The 18,396-nt window shown below is 61.9% G+C and carries 22 protein-coding genes and 1 pseudogene; 7 read left to right on the plus strand and 16 right to left on the minus strand.

Features of this window, described 5'->3' with window-relative positions; genetic code table 11:
- Positions 1-13: 13 nt before the first annotated feature.
- The 6 genes from ACP7DE_RS02055 to ACP7DE_RS02080 form a co-directional block, all read right to left on the minus strand.
- Positions 14-853: an HDOD domain-containing protein gene (locus ACP7DE_RS02055; protein WP_426070515.1), complete on the minus strand. Its 840-nt coding sequence runs from the start codon at positions 851-853 to the stop codon at positions 14-16.
- Positions 850-1,194, minus strand: coding sequence for a hypothetical protein (locus ACP7DE_RS02060; RefSeq protein WP_426070516.1), 345 nt, complete (start codon positions 1,192-1,194; stop codon positions 850-852). Before ACP7DE_RS02060 ends, ACP7DE_RS02055 begins: the two co-directional genes overlap by 4 nt.
- Complete coding sequence (locus ACP7DE_RS02065) at positions 1,191-2,033, minus strand: response regulator (RefSeq protein ID WP_426070517.1); 843 nt, start codon at positions 2,031-2,033, stop codon at positions 1,191-1,193. Before ACP7DE_RS02065 ends, ACP7DE_RS02060 begins: the two co-directional genes overlap by 4 nt.
- A gap of 172 nt (positions 2,034-2,205) precedes the next feature.
- On the minus strand, positions 2,206-2,664 hold the full coding sequence (locus ACP7DE_RS02070) for a hypothetical protein (protein WP_426070518.1): 459 nt from the start codon (positions 2,662-2,664) through the stop codon (positions 2,206-2,208).
- Between the two features lie 87 nt (positions 2,665-2,751).
- Positions 2,752-4,014 carry a DEAD/DEAH box helicase gene (locus ACP7DE_RS02075; protein ID WP_426070519.1) on the minus strand — a complete coding sequence of 421 codons (1,263 nt, stop codon included), beginning with the start codon at positions 4,012-4,014 and terminating at the stop codon, positions 2,752-2,754.
- An 81-nt stretch (positions 4,015-4,095) separates the two neighbouring features.
- On the minus strand, positions 4,096-5,154 hold the full coding sequence (locus ACP7DE_RS02080; RefSeq protein ID WP_426070520.1) for a DUF4105 domain-containing protein: 1,059 nt from the start codon (positions 5,152-5,154) through the stop codon (positions 4,096-4,098).
- Positions 5,155-5,335: 181 nt separating this feature from the next.
- Between ACP7DE_RS02080 and ACP7DE_RS02085 the strand changes: the two genes are divergently transcribed.
- On the plus strand, positions 5,336-6,040 hold the full coding sequence (locus ACP7DE_RS02085; RefSeq protein WP_426070521.1) for a hypothetical protein: 705 nt from the start codon (positions 5,336-5,338) through the stop codon (positions 6,038-6,040).
- Between the two features lie 42 nt (positions 6,041-6,082).
- Positions 6,083-6,445 (plus strand): glyoxalase superfamily protein, encoded by a 363-nt coding sequence (locus ACP7DE_RS02090; RefSeq protein ID WP_426070522.1) that lies wholly within the window; start codon positions 6,083-6,085, stop codon positions 6,443-6,445.
- A gap of 2 nt (positions 6,446-6,447) precedes the next feature.
- Here ACP7DE_RS02090 and ACP7DE_RS02095 read toward each other — a convergent pair.
- A pseudogene (locus tag ACP7DE_RS02095) lies at positions 6,448-6,599 on the minus strand (mandelate racemase); the annotation flags it as partial.
- Here ACP7DE_RS02095 and ACP7DE_RS02100 point away from each other — a divergent pair.
- Complete coding sequence (locus ACP7DE_RS02100; RefSeq protein ID WP_426070879.1) at positions 6,552-6,773, plus strand: hypothetical protein; 222 nt, start codon at positions 6,552-6,554, stop codon at positions 6,771-6,773. The pseudogene ACP7DE_RS02095 and the gene ACP7DE_RS02100 sit on opposite strands and share 48 nt — an antisense overlap.
- A gap of 229 nt (positions 6,774-7,002) precedes the next feature.
- Positions 7,003-7,866: a flagellar motor stator protein MotA gene (gene motA / locus ACP7DE_RS02105; RefSeq protein ID WP_426070523.1), complete on the plus strand. Its 864-nt coding sequence runs from the start codon at positions 7,003-7,005 to the stop codon at positions 7,864-7,866.
- A gap of 40 nt (positions 7,867-7,906) precedes the next feature.
- Here the strand turns inward: motA and ACP7DE_RS02110 are convergent, their stop codons facing one another.
- Both ACP7DE_RS02110 and ACP7DE_RS02115 read right to left on the minus strand, forming a co-directional pair.
- Complete coding sequence (locus ACP7DE_RS02110) at positions 7,907-8,305, minus strand: VOC family protein (RefSeq protein WP_426070524.1); 399 nt, start codon at positions 8,303-8,305, stop codon at positions 7,907-7,909.
- Between the two features lie 332 nt (positions 8,306-8,637).
- Positions 8,638-9,225, minus strand: coding sequence for a TetR/AcrR family transcriptional regulator (locus tag ACP7DE_RS02115; protein ID WP_426070525.1), 588 nt, complete (start codon positions 9,223-9,225; stop codon positions 8,638-8,640).
- A gap of 200 nt (positions 9,226-9,425) precedes the next feature.
- On the opposite strand from ACP7DE_RS02115, the gene ACP7DE_RS02120 reads away from it, so the two are divergent.
- A complete protein-coding gene (locus ACP7DE_RS02120; protein WP_426070526.1) occupies positions 9,426-10,649 on the plus strand; it encodes an MFS transporter in 1,224 nt (407 codons plus the stop codon).
- Positions 10,650-10,793: 144 nt separating this feature from the next.
- On the opposite strand, the gene ACP7DE_RS02125 is transcribed toward ACP7DE_RS02120, so the two are convergent.
- From ACP7DE_RS02125 to ACP7DE_RS02140, 4 genes are all read right to left on the minus strand, one after another.
- A complete protein-coding gene (locus ACP7DE_RS02125) occupies positions 10,794-11,114 on the minus strand; it encodes a hypothetical protein (RefSeq protein ID WP_426070527.1) in 321 nt (106 codons plus the stop codon).
- A 153-nt stretch (positions 11,115-11,267) separates the two neighbouring features.
- A complete protein-coding gene (locus ACP7DE_RS02130) occupies positions 11,268-11,708 on the minus strand; it encodes a GFA family protein (protein WP_426070528.1) in 441 nt (146 codons plus the stop codon).
- Between the two features lie 276 nt (positions 11,709-11,984).
- Entirely contained in the window at positions 11,985-13,802 is a 1,818-nt protein-coding gene (locus tag ACP7DE_RS02135) for a DUF4153 domain-containing protein (RefSeq protein ID WP_426070529.1), read from the minus strand.
- Between the two features lie 102 nt (positions 13,803-13,904).
- Positions 13,905-14,342 (minus strand): hypothetical protein, encoded by a 438-nt coding sequence (locus ACP7DE_RS02140; protein ID WP_426070530.1) that lies wholly within the window; start codon positions 14,340-14,342, stop codon positions 13,905-13,907.
- An 81-nt stretch (positions 14,343-14,423) separates the two neighbouring features.
- On the opposite strand from ACP7DE_RS02140, the gene ACP7DE_RS02145 reads away from it, so the two are divergent.
- Positions 14,424-14,807: a MerR family transcriptional regulator gene (locus ACP7DE_RS02145; RefSeq protein ID WP_426070869.1), complete on the plus strand. Its 384-nt coding sequence runs from the start codon at positions 14,424-14,426 to the stop codon at positions 14,805-14,807.
- Positions 14,808-14,918: 111 nt separating this feature from the next.
- On the opposite strand, the gene ACP7DE_RS02150 is transcribed toward ACP7DE_RS02145, so the two are convergent.
- From ACP7DE_RS02150 to ACP7DE_RS02160, 3 genes are all read right to left on the minus strand, one after another.
- Positions 14,919-15,560 (minus strand): choice-of-anchor C family protein, encoded by a 642-nt coding sequence (locus ACP7DE_RS02150; RefSeq protein WP_426070531.1) that lies wholly within the window; start codon positions 15,558-15,560, stop codon positions 14,919-14,921.
- Positions 15,561-15,709: 149 nt separating this feature from the next.
- On the minus strand, positions 15,710-16,204 hold the full coding sequence (gene rraA, locus ACP7DE_RS02155; protein WP_426070532.1) for a ribonuclease E activity regulator RraA: 495 nt from the start codon (positions 16,202-16,204) through the stop codon (positions 15,710-15,712).
- A 32-nt stretch (positions 16,205-16,236) separates the two neighbouring features.
- Complete coding sequence (locus ACP7DE_RS02160) at positions 16,237-17,487, minus strand: MFS transporter (protein ID WP_426070533.1); 1,251 nt, start codon at positions 17,485-17,487, stop codon at positions 16,237-16,239.
- Positions 17,488-17,587: 100 nt separating this feature from the next.
- Between ACP7DE_RS02160 and ACP7DE_RS02165 the strand changes: the two genes are divergently transcribed.
- On the plus strand, positions 17,588-18,388 hold the full coding sequence (locus ACP7DE_RS02165; RefSeq protein ID WP_426070534.1) for an AraC family transcriptional regulator: 801 nt from the start codon (positions 17,588-17,590) through the stop codon (positions 18,386-18,388).
- The last annotated feature ends 8 nt before the right edge of the window (positions 18,389-18,396 follow it).

Raw genomic sequence — 18,396 nt, forward strand, 5'->3', positions numbered from 1 at the left:
GCCTCTATCCTGTTCATGCCAGCATGATGCGCGACATTTCATCGAAGGTGTGTTCCGTTTGCCGCAGCAACGCAAACCAGGCCTGCTCGTCCAGGGCCAGGCTGCGCCAGCCCGCAGGCGACACGGGCGGCACCAGTGTATCGTCGACGCCGGCCAGGTCCAGCGCGAGGGCGACGGCGTTGGCCATATGCACGGCCAGCGGCAAGCCTCCCGCCTCCAGCCGGTCGATGGCGTGGTGGTCGGCCACCGCCTGCTGTATCGCTTCGGGGAACTTCCAGTAAGCGGCCAGGGCGCTGCCCACCTGCGCATGATCAATGCCGATGACGGCCAGTTCGGCATCGGCCATCTGGCAGTCATGCGCCTGGCGGTAGCTGCGCACGAGCGCGTGCTCGGCCGGGAAGCGCGTCACCAGCACCAGCGTGCCCAAGTCATGCAGCAGGCCGGCCGTGAAGGCCGTCTCGGGATTGACGCGCAAGTGCGGCGCCAGCAGGCGCGCGGCGATGGCCGTGGCCAGCGAATGGCGCCAGAACGCCTTGAAATCGAAGCCGCCGCTCACCGGCGCGAAGCTGCCCGTCAGGGCACAGGCCGTGACGACGGTGCGGATGCTGTGAAAGCCCAGCACGGAGACGGCTTGCGGAATGCTGGTGACCTTCGATTGCATGCCGTAGAACGAGGAATTGGCGATGCGTAAAGTCTTCGCCGCCAAAGCCTGGTCCAGCTCGATCTTTTGCGCCAGCACATGCACGTCCGTATCGTCCTGGTCCATGCTCGACAGCAGCTCCAGCACGACCACCGGCAGCGACGGCAATTCCTGTATCTGGCGGATGATATGTTCAAAACTGAGACGTGTCATGCCCCGCTCCCTTGCCGGTAGCGCTGCAGCAGCGCCAGCAGTTCCGCCCCCGCAGAGTCGGGCGGCGTGGCGCGGAACAGCACGGCCAGCCGTTCCAGGCGGCGCACCCGTTCCTGCTCGGCATGCGCCTGCGCGGCCGGGTCCGGTTCCGCCTCCATGACGACGCGGCAGCGCTCCACATTGCGCCGGCGCAAAGCCGTCAGGCTGGCCGCCGTCAGGATGGCGCCTTGGGCCAGCAGCACGGCGCCGCTGGCGTCGCTCAGCGCCTGCGCCAGCACCATGCCTTCCTGTGCCTGATCCATGGAAATCTCGCGTCCGCTTTCACTCACGCTTTCACTCATGTACGAGCTCCATGACGACTCAGGGTGACCAGGCTGCCGCGCGAGCGCGAATGCAAGCCCATGGGATGGACCGCCACGGCATACGGCTGGCCATCGATGGCGGCCAGGCAGGGCGCGCCCTGCCCGTCGAACAGCTGCGGCAAGACCAGTGCCGCCTCGTTGCCCAGCAAGGCCGCGCCCCGCTCGAACAGGTTTTCCGCCGCCGCGTTGATGAAGGCGATCATGCCGTCCTCGTCGAGTCCGATCACGGGCAGCGGCAGAAATTGCAGCAATTCACGCGCGATGCCCAGGCTGACCTCGTCGCGGCTGATCTGATGCTGCTGCTGGTGCACCAAGGCCTGCATGGCGGCATTCGCCGCCGCCAGCGCCTGGTTGACGTCGCGCAGCTGCGCATTCAGGCGCACATTGTCGTCGTCGATGCCCTTCAGGCGGAAGGCTTCGGCGATATGCTCGCGCAACTGATGGTCTTCCCAGGGCTTGGTGAGGAATTTGAAGATGGCGCCCTCGTTGACGGCATCCGTGACGGCCTGCAACTCGGTATAGCCCGACAACATGATGCGTATGGTTTGCGGACACAGCAGCTTTGCCTTGCGCAGGAAGTCGGCCCCCAGCATGCCGGGCATGCGCTGGTCCGACACAATCACGTCGACCGCATGGATGGCCAGCACGTCCAGGCCTTCCTGGCCGCTGTTGGCAGTGAGGATATGGTAGCCATCGCGCCGCAGCAGGCGCTTGAGGGAAGCGAGGATATTCGGCTCGTCATCGACCAGCAGCAAAGTGCGCGGCTGCGCCGCAGGCTGCTGCACGGCATCCGCCGCCGGCACCGCAGTCCCTGGCATACCATGCTCGTCGTGCACATCCATCGGACCATCCTCTCATCGCCACGGCGATATGGGAGCTTGCCTGGAGCGGAAATCTGCCGCGCGGCTCAATCTTGCGCGGCAGCCACTTGCGCTGAAATTATACGACTAAATGTTCCCGTATGACACTAATCCCGCACTTATACGGCACTTATCCGCGCCTTGCCGGGCAAGGTGTGTCGCGGTAAAACACAAACCCGCCCAGGCCGATGGCTTGCGTATCGGCCTTCACGGCGTACACCAGCGTGTTCCTGGCCGCCTCGACCCTCAGCAAATTCTTGTGCAACACCGTTTGCGCGTGCGACAGGGCCAACGATGGCGTCGGCGCCAGTTCCAGGCGCAATTCAGACGTAGCGGCATCATACGCCCAGCGCCCCGGGTTAAAGAAAGCGAAGCCGCCGTCGAAGCGCAGGCTGCCATCCTTGAACTGGGTCAGGCAAATGCCGGGAAATTCGCTGGGCGGGTTGTACCAGGTGGCGGCCACGGCCGCATCGGCCTGCGCTTTGCCCGGCATCTGCATGCCGCTCGCGTCATTCTTTCCGCCCATGCCGGCGCAGCCGGCCAGCGCCAGCGCGCAAGCCAGCGCGCCCGCGCGTTTGATGAATGTCATGTGCATTCCCGTCCCCTTGCTTTATAGAAATACAATCTTAGTCCGGGATGCCTGGCCATTCAAGCGGCTAGCGCACATAAGGCGGATTTAATTGCCCTCGTCCGCCTTTGCCGCCATGGCTGCCGCTTCGCGCAATTTGTCTTTCTTGCTTTTGCGCGCGCCCTTCACGCCGCCGTTGACCGTATCCGTGACGGTACTCACCGGCGCGGGCAGTTCCGTCGGCTCGAAACCGGCCACCACTTCGCGCACGATGCGCAAATCGTTGCGGTTTTCGATCAGGCGGAAATGCGCTTCCATATCGGCCGTTACAAAACTGATGGCCGTGCCGCTTTCGCCGGCGCGGCCCGTGCGGCCTATGCGGTGCGTGTAGTCGACGGCCGAGCGGGGCAAGTCATAGTTGACGACGGCCGGCAAGCCGGCGATGTCGATGCCGCGCGCGGCCACGTCGGTAGCCACCAGCACCTGCAAGCGCCCCGCCTTGAAGTCGGCCAGCAGCTGGCTGCGCGTGCCCTGGCTGAATTCGCCGTGGAAGGCGCCCACGTGCAGGCCCGCGCGCTGTAGCTTGTCGGCCACGTGTTCGGCCGCGTACTTGGTGGCGACAAACACCAGCACCCTGTCCCATTGCTGCTGCAAGATCAGGTAGCGCAGCAGCTGCGTGCGGCGCGGCACGTCGACCGTGATGGCGCGCTGCACGATGTCGGGCTTATCCTGCGGTTCGGACGCCACCTCGATGCGCACGGGTTCCTTGAGCAGGCTGTCGGCCAGCGCCTGCACGCTGTCAGGGAAAGTGGCCGAGAAAAACAGGTTTTGCCGTTTCGCTGGCAGCAGCGCCAAAATCGCGTTGATTTCCTCGCTGAAACCCATGTCCAGCAAACGGTCGGCCTCGTCGAGCACGCACAGCGACACGCCGCCCAGTTTCACGGCGTTCTGGCGCACCAGGTCCAACAGGCGGCCCGGCGTGGCGACGACGATATCGGCGCCGCCGCGCAAGTCCATCATCTGCGGATTGATCGACACGCCGCCGAACAGCACGGAAATCTTCAATTTGACGGGCAGCGGCTTGGCCAGCGCGTGTACCGTCTGGCCCACCTGCGCCGCCAGCTCGCGCGTGGGCACGAGGATCAGCGCGCGCACCTGGCGCGGGCCGGAAGCGGGCGCCATCAGCGCCTGCAACAGCGGCAGCGCGTAGGCGGCCGTCTTGCCGGAACCCGTCTGCGCCGCACCCAACACATCGCTGCCGCGCAGGATGGCGGGAATGGCGGCCGCCTGGATGGCCGTCGGCGCGGCATAGCCGGCCTTGTCAACGGCACGGACCAGGGAGGGAATCAGACCCAGTGAGGAAAATGGCATAGCGGGCCTTCTTGTATAGTCGTAAAGTGAGACCGGCCGCAATGTGCGGCCGGTCGAATAGCGACAGTATAAGGCAGGCGGCTATTGTTTTGGCATTTGCCGCACCGGCTGGCCTTCTTCATCATAGCCCGGCATACCGCGGCGGATGGCGTGCGAAAAATCCGCATCGCCATTCGCGGCCCGCGCGCGCGCCGTGATGTGGCCGCCGTCGCGCAACTGCTGGAAGGTCAAGCCGGGCACCAGGCCCTGGACGTCGAACAGATAACGGTCCAGGTAGCCCGAGGCCAGCAGGCGGTAGTCGAACGGCAGGCCCGGCACGATGCGGCGCACCATCTCGAAGACGATGGTGGTGCAGTTGGCCGTCAGGGTATGGTAGAACTGCGGCTTGGCCTTCAGCGTTTGCGCCTCGTCCAGGTAGGCCAGGAACAGCGAGCGCATGGCCGCTTTCGGCATCATCACGCGGTACAAATGCATGTCCTCGCCCCGCGCATTCGTGCGCACGCGCAGGATGTCGCGCTCGTCGGCGGCGATCAGGCTCATCTCGAAATGCTTGAAAAAGCCGCCGATGGCGGAAAAGCTCTCGCCCTTTTCCTTGCGGATCTCGATGGAAAACGTCAAAAAGCGCCCGTCGGCAAAGCCGAACGAGATCAGGGTATGCGCAATGTACGGCCCCGTCCAGTACGACAGCGCCGTGTCAACCGTGCGCAGCTCGTCGAGGTCGTAGCTGCGCTGCTCCCACTGGACCGTGTAATCGTCATCGCTGCGCCAGTCAAAATTGCGCACATTGTCCAGCGTGACGAGATTGCCCGTCACCTTGCCCGTGACATTGCGCGCCACGTCGTCGGCCCACACGCGCTGCTGCTTCGGCGCGATCAGGCTCCACCACACGAGCAGCAGCACGAAACCGGCCGCATACGGCAGCAGCACGCGCACATCGCCGCGCGTCCACCACAGCACCACGCTGGCCACGCCCAGCGCACCCCACAGCAGGGCGCCGATGGCTTGCGCCGCCGTGCCGCCGGAGAGCTGGTACCACAGCGCCAGCGCGCCCCACAGGGCAGTCAACAGGAGAATCAGGGAAACGGCCATTTTGCCGATACTGGCCAGCACGGAGCGGGCACGCAGTGATAAGAAAGTCATGCCTGATTATACGGGCAAGCGCAGGAACAGGTGAGTTCAGGCAAGTACTTCGGCACAGGCCACGACGGCAAAATCATTGCTTGCCTACCAATTTATTTCATGAGAGTATATTGCCAAAATAAAATGTATAGACAAGGCGGCCTGTCACGGCAGCGATGCCTTGGCCATTCCAGGAGATACCTTGCAGCCGCCTTTTCTCTACGCCCTCGCCGGCAGCCTCAATTCCCTCTTCATCGTCGTCAGCCTGGTCGGCCTGTGGTCGCAGTTGCAAAAGATCTGGCGGCGCAAGCACGATGCCAGGATCGGTGCAGGCAAGACGACGGACATCCTGTCGATCAACCAGTTCAGCGTCAGCTTCCTCGCGTATTGCGCATTCTTTGTGTACGGCTATTCGATCACGCCGTTCAACCATTACATCGTCTGGCCGCGCCTGATCGCTGCGCTGATCGCGCTGGGCATCCTGTATGAAATTGACCGCGACCGCCGCAGCCCGACATCGCGCAATGCGCTGCTGGCCTGCGCGCTGCTGCTGTGCGCGGGCGTGGCGGGGCTGGCCTTCGGCCCCACGTTCACGGATGAAAAGCGCGTGCTGTCGCAAAGCCTGATCGTTGCCGTCACGGTCCTGCTGGCGCAGGGCTATGCGCAGCAGATCCGGTTGATCTGGCGCTCGGGCAAGACGGGCGCCGTATCGTTGACAATGAGCCAGTTCATCCTGGCGATGGATATCAGCACCATCTTCTTTGCCTGCGTCATGGGGCTATCGACGGGCTGGCCCCTGCTGCTGCTCGCCTGCGTCAGCGCCACGACCAAGCTGATCATCATGTGGCTGTTCCGCTGGGAGAAGACCAGCCCCGCCGCGCAGATCAAGCGGCAGGCGCTGGCCTGAGGCTAGAATGATGGTCTTGCCACCTTGATTGAAAGGGCCACCATGCAGCTGTCCCCTGCCATCCCCATCCTGCGCAGCTTCTCCGAAGCGAAAGCGCGCGAGTTCTACCTCGATTACCTCGGCTTCAAGCTGGACTGGGAACATCGCTTCGAGCCCACGGCGCCGCTGTACCTGCAGGTAACGCGGGGCGATCTGGTGCTGCACCTGTCCGAGCACTACGGCGACGCCACGCCAGGCGCGGCGCTGCTGATCCCCGTCGATGACATCGCCGCCCTGCACGCCGAGCTGCAGGCCAAGAATTACCCGCATGCGCGCCCCGGCATCCGCGACGAGGAATGGGGCCGCGTCCTGGAAGTGGCGGACCCGTTCGGCAACCGGCTGCGCTTCTGGCAGCGCAGCGAATAACGCTATTGCCCGCTCAGCGCCCGCATCTCGGCGTACAAATTTGCCTTGCCCTCGAAACCGATGCCGACCAGGGACCCAGGCCCGCGGCGATATTCAAGGACATCGGATGCCCGCCGTGCGGCATGCAGCGGCTGCGCGACCAGGCGTGCTGGTGCGGCGCCGCTGCATCGTACACCGGCAAAACGATGACGCCTACGGCATCTGGCGCCTGAGTAAGGGCCGCGCCACCCACACGGTGAAGCTGCGCGGCACGGTGTCCAGCAACGATGGCGACGTGGTACCGGGCTGGGCGCTGGACGGGCACGGCATCCTGCTGCGCTCGCAATGAAACCTGCCCCCCCTACCTCGCCAGCGGCCGCCAGCGCGTGGTGCTGGCCGACTACGCGCTAGCGCCCGCCTACCTGTGCACCTATTACCTGAGCCGCCACCAATTGCCCGCCAAAGCACGCGCTTTTATCAATTTTCTCGGCCAGCAGTTGCCTCCAGAAGCGGCCACGGCGACCGAATCAGGTTAAACTACAATATTGCGATACAGCAATGTTATGAAGGAGTAAGTTTTGCTAGTCATACTCGGATTTCTCGTCGTGCTGTTTTCCGTCTTCGGCGGCTTCGCCATGCAGGGCGGCCACCTGGCGGCCCTGTTCCAGCCGCTGGAATTGCTGATGATCGGCGGCGCCGCGCTGGGCACCTTCTTTGTCGGCAACGACGCCAAGGCCATCCGCGCCACGTTCGCCGCCCTGCCCACCCTGTTCCACAGTTCGCAATACACGAAGGCGCGCTATATGGAACTGATGGGGCTGATGTATGAAATCCTCAGCAAAATTCGCAAGGAAGGCTTGATGTCGGTCGAGGACGATATCGACGACCCCTACCGCAGTCCCATCTTCGTGAAATACCCGTACACGCTCGGCGACGAGCACATCCTGGAATTCATCACCGATTACCTGCGCCTGATGGTGTCGGGCAATATGGATGCCTACCAGATCGAAAACTTGATGGATAACGAGATCGAGACGCACCATGAAGATGCGGAAATGCCGATCCAGACGATTTCGCAGCTGGCCGACGCCATGCCCGCCTTCGGCATCGTGGCCGCCGTGATGGGCGTGGTGCATACCATGGCGTCCGTCGGCTTGCCGCCGGCCGAGCTGGGCGTGCTGATCGCGCAGGCGCTGGTGGGCACCTTCATCGGCATCTTGCTGGCCTACGGCTTCATCGCCCCGCTGGCCAGCTTGCTGCGCCGCAAGCACCATGAAACGGCGAAGATGTACCAGTGCGTGAAAGTGACCTTATTGGCCAGCCTGAACGGCTATGCGCCCGCGCTGGCCGTGGAATTCGGCCGCAAGGTCATTTCCGCCACGGAACGCCCATCGTTCAGCGAACTGGAAAACCACGTACGCCAGGTGCGCACGAAGAACTGATCCAGCCTGTTTCACCGACCTCGGCAACTTGTTCGGTGCTTCAGACTTCTGGCGCCGTCCAGACCAGGTTCCACAGGTGACCATCGATATCCTCGAAACCCTGGTCGTACATGAAGCCATTGTCCTCGGGCGGATGCGGTATGCGGCCACCAGCGGCGACGGCCTTGGCGATCAGGCTGTCCACCTCTTGCCGGCTTTCGCAACTGAGGCAAATGACGACTTCATTGGCTTCCCTGGCATTCGCGACCGGCTTGCCGATCAGGGACTGGAAGAAGGGTTCGGTCGTCAGCATGGGCTCGATGGCGCCGTCGACGATGTTCATGAACGCCGCGTTCTCTCCGCTAAAGCGGGGATTGAAGGCAAAGCCGAGAGCGGAAAAGAAAGCCTTGGATTTGTCCAGGTCCTTCACGGGCAGGTTGAGGATGATCTGTTTGTTCATGGCGCCTCCTTGCTGAAGGTGGAATGGTCAATCGGTGCCTCATCCCTGCGAGGAGTGACGGCACACAAAATCGACACGCTTGCGAAAAAATATTCTCCTCCAGAGTGGCAATAAATGAAAGCGTAAAAAGTGACGGGCAAGAGACAGCGTCTGTCAGCTCAAGTCTGAATGACTACACCTGATACGCCGGTGCGCTTTCGGCCGATTGCTGTCCTTGGCGGCATCCGCCCCGAAGCAGTCGCTGTCGCAACGAAAAATGTTGAGCTCTCTGCCGGTCTCTCGTCCAACAATTCCTAAACTGCCTTGCGCGATGACCTTGCAACGTTTCGCGATTACCTCTTAACCAACAGCCCGCGTAGTAGTAATTCCAATGCAGCAACTCCATGTATCAAACGCGCCTTGCCTTCGTCACCGTCTGCGATCCAGAACGCCGCTTCTGCCAGACTGCCGTAAATCAGCGAAGCCAGTGCCCGTGGGCTAGCGTCTGCCACGATACCTTGATGAATCAGCTCCTGGATAATCCCTTGCATCGACTCGACGCAATGGCGCTGCGAGTCCGGTGAGGCACCACCCAGGACCGCCCTGGCATCGCGCAAAACAATGCGCTGAATTTCCGGCTCCAGGGCCATCTCCAGATAGGCACGGCAGCGACTGCGAAAACCTTCCCACAGATCGTCGGCGCGTTCGGAGATGGTTTGCAGGCGGTCATCCATTTCCGCGTCGATCTGTCCTACCACCGCGAGCAGTAAACCCTTCTTGTCGCCAAAGTGGTGATACAGCGCACCACGCGTTAGCCCTGCCTGCGCGGTGAGGTCGTCCATTGATGTGGCGGCATAACCGCGCTCGCTGAACACTTTGCGAGCAGTGGCTAGCAACAATGCACGGGTTTCTTCCATTTCGGCACGGGTGCGGCGAACCATTGCTTCCTCCTTACATACGTAGCGTATGATTGTTTACATGCAGAGCGTATGAATATATAATTTATTCATACGTGATGTATGAATTATCACTGCGACGTGTCTCCATTGCAAGCAGGGCATGCCATTGCAAAACAGCGACCCGACGCCGCCTGATGCCGGCACAAGCCGTTTATCGAATGATCAAATGAAGGATATGAACCATGAGTATGTTTCCCAACGCTGCAGCAGAAACCGCTGCCCGTCACCCGTGGCTGGCGGTCACCGCTATAGGTATGGCCACCTTCTCGGTAGTGACGACGGAAATGCTCCCGGTCGGTCTGTTGACGCCGATTAGTGACACCCTGGACACCTCCACCGGAACCGCCGGCCTGATGATCTCGCTGCCAGCATTACTGGCAGCCTTGTTCGCTCCGCTGCTGGTGATCGCATCGGGACGCCTGGACAGACGCAAAATTCTATGTGGCTTGCTAAGTCTATTAGTGATCGCGAACATTGCCTCGGCATTGGCACAAAACATGGCGTGGATGCTGGCTGCACGTGTTCTCGTCGGTTTTTGCATGGGCGGAATCTGGGCCATTGCCGGTGGCCTCGCGTCCCGCCTTGTTCCTGCTCCCTCAATCGGCCTGGCAACGTCGATTATCTTCGGTGGAGTAGCGATCGCTTCTGTGCTGGGTGTGCCGCTCGGTGCACAAATCGGCGACCTTGCAGGATGGCGCTGGGCCTTTGGCGTCATGGCGCTGTTTAGCGGCCTGGTACTGGCACTGCATCTGGCCATCATTCCAGCGCTGCCCGCTGCCAGTTCGGCGACCTTGCGCCAATTCGGCAAGCAGTTGCGCAACCGGCAATTGCAAGCGGGGCTGCTTCTGACCCTGTTGCTGGTGACGAGCCATTTCGTGGCATTTACCTTTGTGCGTCCGTTGTTACTGTCAGTGTCGGGGTTTGATGCGCAATGGCTAGGCGCACTGCTGTTTTTCTATGGTTCCGCAGGCATCATTGGAAACTTCCTGGCTGGTGTCGTTGCGGTGCCGCGCACGGCGCCAACCATCATCGCTATCTCGAGTGGCTTGCTGCTCACGCCGCTACTGTTCCTGGCGGTCGGCGACTCCAGCATCGGCGGCGGCGTGGTGTTGCTGGCTTGGGGACTAGCCTACGGTGGTGTATCCGTCGGCCTGATGAGCTTGATGATGAAGGCGGCGCCCCGGGCCGTGGAGATAGTCGCCGCGCTGTATGTGGGTGTCTTCAATGTTGCCATTGCGCTCGGGGCATGGGCTGGTGGACAGGCCGTGGACAGGCTAGGCCTCTCCGCCAACCTCTGGCTCGCCGCAGGATTCGCCGCCGCTGCTTTGCTGCTATCGTTTAGTATCAGCTTTGTTGAACACAGAATGAAGGCTGCCGACAAGCAGCTTAGCGCTGCAACGGACTGACGGAATAAAGTCTGTTATGACCGCTTCTGGCCGGACCCGACCGTTGGGTCCAGCATAGCAGATTGCCAACTTGAAAAGTTGGTGGGGTGGCTCGACAGGCAGCATCCGACCCGAAGCGGACAAAGCTGAAACATGGGGTTCACGTCACGTTCTATCAAACCTTACGCTTTGCATGCGATCTTGCCGCCAACGCGAGATAGCCATCATGGTCGACAAAACAATCGCGAGATAGGTAGCAATGTCGAGGACCAGAGCCCCAACGGACAGATCGTCTTCGACGAACGCAAGTTGTCGCTCGACTGAAACGCCTGTCGCATCAAACAAGTACGCAACCGGGAAACCGCCTTTCAATACCGGCTTGTAGCAGAACTCGGAACCGCTCGGCCCGCACAGATTCCCATACACGGCCAGTTCAGGACCGGTGCACTCGACATATACCGACAGGAGCGCCAGCGTGATCGCCATGATAAGAGCCAGGCATATCAGAATCAATTTGGTCACGTGAGACATGCATCCCCCATTTGCTGCGCTTCACTTTCGATAGTCCGCTGTTGGCCGGCTGCCGTCGTCAGCAGGTTTCGCCCCGAAGAGGTTATTGAGGTAGCTCAACGATCAAACTCATTTAATGCCGGTATTAGGAAAAAAGCGTAGGTATCCAATGATGTCAGGCCCGTCTCCAGCACTTTTGTCTTTTGGATGGAGTCGGCCTTCGTTTACTGGTACCTCTTCAAAGTCAAACGGACTGATTCCTTCCAGGCAGGCCACATTGATCCCGAATTGATCGGATTTTGACCGGCGTTGGTGATGTGTGTATATCCCGCATTTTGAGCAGAAATAGTGCTTCGCTTGCATAGTGTGGAACTGATAGAGCGTGAGCAATTCCTCGCCAGAAGTGATCTCGATATCCTGAAGCGCTGCAGAAACCGCGATCGCACCGCGCATGCGGCAATAGGAGCAATTGCAGCGCCTTGCTGTCTTGAGTCCGTCGGTAAGTCGAACTTGAAATCTTACAGCTCCACAATGGCATGAACCTCGTAACTTTCCATCAGTGCTTTCCATTTCTCCTTCCAATGACGGCTCCTGGCGTATTGTGTTGAAAAACTCAGGTACGTAGACCTTCAGATAGATATCCTGCCAGCCCAGACTGACCAGTACCGTCGCCAGTGAACGATCACCGGCTGCCTGGAGATCTGAGACCTCCCGAAATTGTTGCCGCTCGACTTTTTCAACACAATAGGCCGTTCGCGGACGGTCAACATGGCTCAGCGCACGAAATCATTGCCTTCATGGCAAACAAGAGGTTTTGCCAGGCGCGCCAAGTCCTCTCACTGCCATTTACGGGGCCGGCACCGTCTCATCCGGGCAGCTGACCTCGTCCTCTGGCGTATATAAAGTCATCGGCACGCGCTGGCCATCGATTTCAAGTTCGCGCACTTTCGGTGGCACCAGCTGGAACTCGCCGGCCTGCAGTTTCTCGCGCAGGGGCTTGCAGCGCAGGGCATCCACGGGGATTTGCCCACGCGCCGACCAGCTGCCGTCTTCCTTCTCCGCCAGCAAGACTGACGAGGCGCGCGGGTCATTGCTGATCAGCAGCACGTCCTGCTTGCCATCGCCATCGAAGTCGAGCAGATACGCATCGCACTGCGGCCCTGCCCGCTTCAAACAGGCGGGCAAGCGCCAGGCCGGGCTCACTTGCGTCCAGTCCTGGCGCAGAAAACTCTCCGGCAACTTCGCCGTGGCAGGGCGCAGGGTCAAGTTGATCGACACGTCGCTCAGCGCGCCCGTCTCGTCGAGGCGATTCTGGCGCTTGAGCATGGCCTCGGCGCGGGCCCGCACGATGGCCGCGTCCGGCCCCGTCGTGCGTTTGCTCAATTCCTGCAAGGCCGCCTGGCCATAGCGGGCGCCCTGGAAGCGCAGGTACTCAAAATCGAACTTGTCCACGCCGACCTTGCCGCTCTCCAGGCGCGCCATCTGGCTGGCCACGGAAATGCGCGCCGGGTCCGCCAGCGGCGAGAACAGCGCGAACAGCACCAGCAGGGTGACAAAGGCGGTGGCCACGTTGACGTTGGCGATCAGGTGCAGCCAGTCGCCATACTTGCTGGCCGCCCAGGCATAGCCGGCGGCGTAGCAGGTGGCAACCAGCAGGCAGGCGGCAGCGATCAGGCGGTCGGCCGTCCAGCCATGCGACATCACGCGCAGGGTCAGCGCATAAATTGCGATGCCCACCACCCACGGCAGCAGCAAGCAAGCCAGGCGCGTGCCCAGGCGGATGCCGCGCGCCACACCATGGCCCACTTCGCCATTCTGGAAGGCGGCATTGATCAGCACCACCAGCACGCCGGCCATGCCCAGCAGCACGGACGCCGCATGGCGCGTGGCCCACAGGCGCTCGAAGCCGATGAATGGCAGGGTCAGCAGGAAACCGGAGACCAGCACGGCGGCGATCGGCATCAACCACGACAGCAGCACCAGCAGCAAGGTGCGGATGCCGCGCACGATGGACGGGCGCACGTCCGTGATATGGATGGCGAACGAAAACGCGAAGCAGATGACGGGGATCACGAACCAGGCCTGGCCCAGCAGTTTTTTCAGGAAAGTCAGCTTGATCAGCAGGAACAGTTGCCCGCCCAGCCACAGCACCAGCCACAGGCCCAGCACGAACAGCAGGGAAAACAGCAGCTGGATGCCCAGCTTCCAGGCGATTTCAAAATACGTGGGGTAGCGGGCGATGCGCTGGCCGTCCTGGGCGCTGGCCAGCACCAGCGCATGGGCGATATACAAACCCACCACGCAAAAGCCGAACAGCTGGGCGGAAATCACACGCAGCGGCGCACCCGGCTTGTAATTACCCCATATGACGTGTTCGGCGCCGCGCGCCACGTCATGCCAGGCCAGCACGGCCAGCACGGCGGCAGCACCCGCCATCCACAGGGCGATGCGCTTCGCCGACATGTGGCCCAGGCTGGAGACCAGCAAGATGGGCAGCAGCAAGCTGATCAGCATCAATGGCCCCAGCAGATAGGCTTCCGTGGCGGGCCACACCTTGTCTTGCGCCGTGCTGTACAGCCAGTACAGCAGCAAGCCTTGCAGCAGGCCCGTCACCAGGCGCGTCACCGCGATGCGCGGCGCCACCACCGGATCGAGCAACGCCATGTTTTTTCCTGCGGCATCCTGCTGCATAGTCATCCTCTTAATAGTCGTTCATTGCAGTCATTGCTGTACTGCGAGCACGGCCATTATTGCATTTCGTTATCGTCATCTCAACAACGATTCGTATGGCGCCCCTCCCCGCGCGCCTACACCGCGGCGCAGCGGCAGGCTTTGCACGAGGCCCCAGGCCAGTTCCGGTACGATGAACAGCCACAGCACGGGCTGGCCCGTCACCAGCAAGGCCCACGCCATCCAGGTGGAAAACAGGTAACGCGCCGCCGCGTCATAGCGGCCGAAGCGCGGCTGCGGGTCGATGATGCGCAGCACCGACCAGACCATCACCACGCTGCCCAGCAAGCTGCTAATCAGCAAATGAAACGGCACAAAGAGGGGCAGCGGCACGCCGCCCAGGCGCACGTTGAGGGTACTCAAGTGCTCGCGCAAGAGCAAGAACGTCCACGGCGTGGCGAATGCGGCCGTCATAAGCACATCATAAATGGCGCTGGCGCGCACCAGGCGGCGAAAGGCGGAAACAGACAACATGGCAACTCCTGTCATTGGAAAGTAGCCATGATCAAGGCTGGAGTACACTCCATGGTCAAGCATTTTATGAAAGAAACCACCATGCAGATCGGCGAGATGGCGCAGGCGACGGGCTTGAGCCGCGATACCCTGCGCTTTTATGAAAAGCGGGGCTTGCTGCGCGCGCGGCGCGGCGCGAATGGCTACCGCGACTACCAGCCCGAGGCGGCCGACTGGCTGCGCTACCTGCGCACGGCGCAACAGTTGGGCTTTACCCTGGCCGAAATCGAGGCCGACATGCCGCTGCTGGCCAGCGCCGGCGATCCCGCCACGGCGCAATTGCTGCGCGCGGCGCTGGTGCGCAAGCTGGGTGACATCGATGCGCGCATCGCCGGATTGACGCAGTTGCGCGGCGAACTGGCGCGGCGGCTGGGGCCGCAGGCGGCGGCCTGTCCCTTGCGCGGGGATGCCGATGCGGCGCGCTGAATGACTGCCGTGGCTGCTGTTGCCGGATGCGGACAGTACCCAAGACCCTCGAAAAACAAAAAACCGCCTGTGCGATGCAACAGGCGGTTTTGACGTGCGGCCAAGCTGGAATTACTTGGCAGCCTTGCGGCGGCGCAGGAAACCCATCAGGCCCAGGCCGGCCAGCAGCATGGCGTAGGTTTCCGGTTCCGGCACGGCAGCCATCACGGAAACGTTGTCGATCACGGCGCCCGAGTAATTGTCGAACGGCGTGCCAGCCTTGGCTGCGCTGGCAAACGACAGGGTCGCCAAGCCGGTGGTGGCGGCCGTGAAGCTCAGGGTATTGCTGTACAAGGTGTTCGAAGCGGCAGCCGTCGAGTAGAAATCGCCTGCCACGCCGCCGAAATTGACAGCCACGCCCTGGCCTGCCGGGCCGCCGGAATTGCGCGCCATGTCAAAGCTCAGGTTATACGTCTGGCCGGCAACGACACTGAAATTTTGCGACAGAAAACCCGGACCTGGCGTACCCAGCAAATCGATGCTGTAGCCATTGATGGCATTGTAGGCATTGCGGATCAGGTCGACGGAACTGGCGCCCACGGTCCAGCCCGTGATGGCCGACGAACCGCTGTTGACGACTTTAAAACCGCTGTCAAAGGTGTAGCCGGAAGCGACCGTGTCAAAATTGCCATTCGTGATCAGGTTGACGGGGCTGGCGCTGGCGGTGCCTGCAGAAAACAGGGCGACAACTGCTGCGATGGTGGCGATTTTCATGAGCTGATTTCCTTGCCTTGTTGATATTAAAGTTACCTTAAGTGAAATCATATCTCAGCCATGATAAAAATCAAAGAACTTTGCAAAAATATATTTAATGTGAGCAATTTACAACATCTCCACCTACCCCATCCCGGAGAGGGGATAACTCAATCGAGTTGCTGGCGCGCCACCAGGATGCCGTCCGCATCGGCGTAGATCCAGTCACCCGGATGCACGGCCACGCCGCTGAGCTGCACGCGCTCGTCGCGCTGGCCGGCGCCCGTCTTGTTGCTCTTGCGCGGATGCGTGGCCAGGGCGCGCACGCCGATCTGGCAGACATTGATTTCCTCGCTGTCGCGAATGCAACCATCGACGACGATGCCGGCCCATCCGTTGCTTTCAGCCAGCACACCCAACTGGCCACCGACCAGCGCGCGGCGCAGGCTGCCGCCGCCATCGATCACCAACACACGGCCCTGGCCCGGCATTTCCAGGGTGCTGCGCACGAGGGCATTGTCCTCGAACACTTGCAAGGTGGTGGCGGGGCCGCTGAAACGCACGCGCTGGCCGAAGGCGCGGTACACGGGCGGCAGTACGGCCAGGGTGCCATCGTCGAGCATGGCTGCATAGTCGTCGCACAGGTCGGTGGTGGCAAAGGTCATGGGGATTCCTTTCGTGGCAGGTGGCAACGATTCTATGCCTTTTGCAGCGCCGCGGCACGTGTTTTCCCGCCCACGCCCACGGCCGTGGCAATCGCCAGTGCCTGGAACACGCCGATGAAGACGAACAGCAGGGCCGGATGGTCGCCATCCATCAGCGCGCCAAAGAACAGGGGTCCCACGGCCAGGCCGCTGTCGAGACCCGAATACACGACGCCATACACGCGCCCCGTGGCATGCTTGGGCGCTGCCGCGCGTATCATCAGGTCGCGCGACGGCCCCGCCACGCCGGACGTCAGGCCGATGGCGCCCATCAGCACCACTGCGCCCCAGGCCGGCACGACAGCCATGGCCAGCAGCATGGCCAGCAGGGCGGCGGCGGAAAAGGCGATCGCCACGTTCCGGTCCGGCTGCTTGCTGCGCGCGCCCACCACGCCGCCTGCCAGCATGCCCACGGCCGAGGCCAGCATGTAGGCCGTGTAGGCGCTGGTGGCCAGCGCCAGGCTCATGCCGTACAGCTTGACCAGGGCCACGCTGGCAAAGCTCTGGATGCCGCCCAGGGCGATGGCGGTGATGAAGAAGAAGGCAAAGCACATCCACACGGCCGGCAGGCGCAGGAAGTCCAGGGCGCCTTCGCCGCTGGCGATCTGGCCCGGCGCGGCCTGCTTGACAGGCTCGGGACGGATGGCGTGGCGGTTCAGGAACAGGATCAGCAGCACGCCAAACGGCAGCACGGCCGCGCATTGCAGCGCGACCCGCCAGTCATACTGGGTGGCAACATACGTCATGAACAGGGGCGCCAGGGCCCAGCCGATATTACCGCTGATGCCATGCACGGAAAAGCCGTAGGCCACGCGGGCCGCCGAGACACGCTGGTTGAGTATCGTGTAGTCGGCCGGATGGAACACGCTGTTGCCCATGCCGGCCAGCATGGCGCCCAGCATCAGCGCCGCATAGCTGTGGGCGGTAGACAGGGCCAGCGCCGACACGCCCAGCAAGAATATGCCGGAAAACAACACGGCGCGGGCGCCGAAGCGGTCGACGACAAAGCCCGCCAGCGCCTGCCCCACACCCGAGATGATGAAAAACACCGTCATCAGCAGGCCCAGCTCCGCATACGACAGATCGAAGGCGGGCTTCAGCCAGACAAACAGGGCCGCGAGGATCAGATGGTAGAAATGCGACACGCCATGCGCCAGTCCCACCAGGGCGATGACGCGCGCATCGCTGCGCAAAGTTGGCGGCGACTGCGGTGGCAAGTGCCTTGCCGAGTTAGTTGTTATCATGTCATACCCTGTCTTATACTGGTGAAGCTCAAGTGTATGCAAAATACCATCGTCTGTTTTCCGACAGAACGACATAATTTATCGAATTAAGGCCAAGCTGATGGGTGTACCTATCCTCCACCATACCCGCATGTGTCCGCCGCGAGAGGCGCCCAGCGCGACTATCCCCGTGACGATGATCGCGCGCAACCTGCAGCCCGATGAGTTTTTATTACCGCACAGCCATCCCTGGGGCCAGGTCACCATGGCGCTCGAAGGCGTGCTGCGCATCACCGCCAACAACAGCAGCTGGGTGCTGCCGCCCATGCGCGCCATCTGGATCGCGCCCAACGTGGAGCATGCCGTCACGATACTGGAAAAAACCCGTTTGCGCCCCCTGTGCATCCATGCCGCGCGCGCGCCGTTTGCGGGACATGACTGCAAGGTGCTGGAAGTGTCGAGTCTGCTACGCCAGCTGATCATGGCGTTGGAACAACTGGACCCCGGCCAGGAACGGGCACGCGAGGCATTGCTGGCCGAACTGATACTCGATGAATTGAAACGCTCGGCCACGCGCCCCATCCGCGTCCCCTTGCCTGGCGACAAGCGTCTGAAAGCGCTGTGCGACAGCCTGATCGAGAAACCGGGCGGTAATCAGACCCTGGAACACTGGGCGCAGCTGGTCGGCGCCTCGGAGCGTACCCTGGCGCGGCTGTTCGAACGGGAGTTGGGCATGAGTTTTGGCCAGTGGCGCCAGCAGGTGCGCCTGGCGCACGCGGCGCCCCTGATCGCGCGCGGCGTGCCGCTGTCGCAGGTGGCCGAAGAACTGGGCTACGCCAGCCAGTCGGCCTTTTCCGCCATGTTCAAGAAGACTTTCGGCAGTTCACCATCGGCCTTCTTTGCCCAGGGCGACAGAATGTAGCAAGTGTG

This window comes from Janthinobacterium sp. DSP2-3-3 (genome assembly GCF_049897325.1).
GTDB lineage: Bacteria > Pseudomonadota > Gammaproteobacteria > Burkholderiales > Burkholderiaceae_D > Janthinobacterium.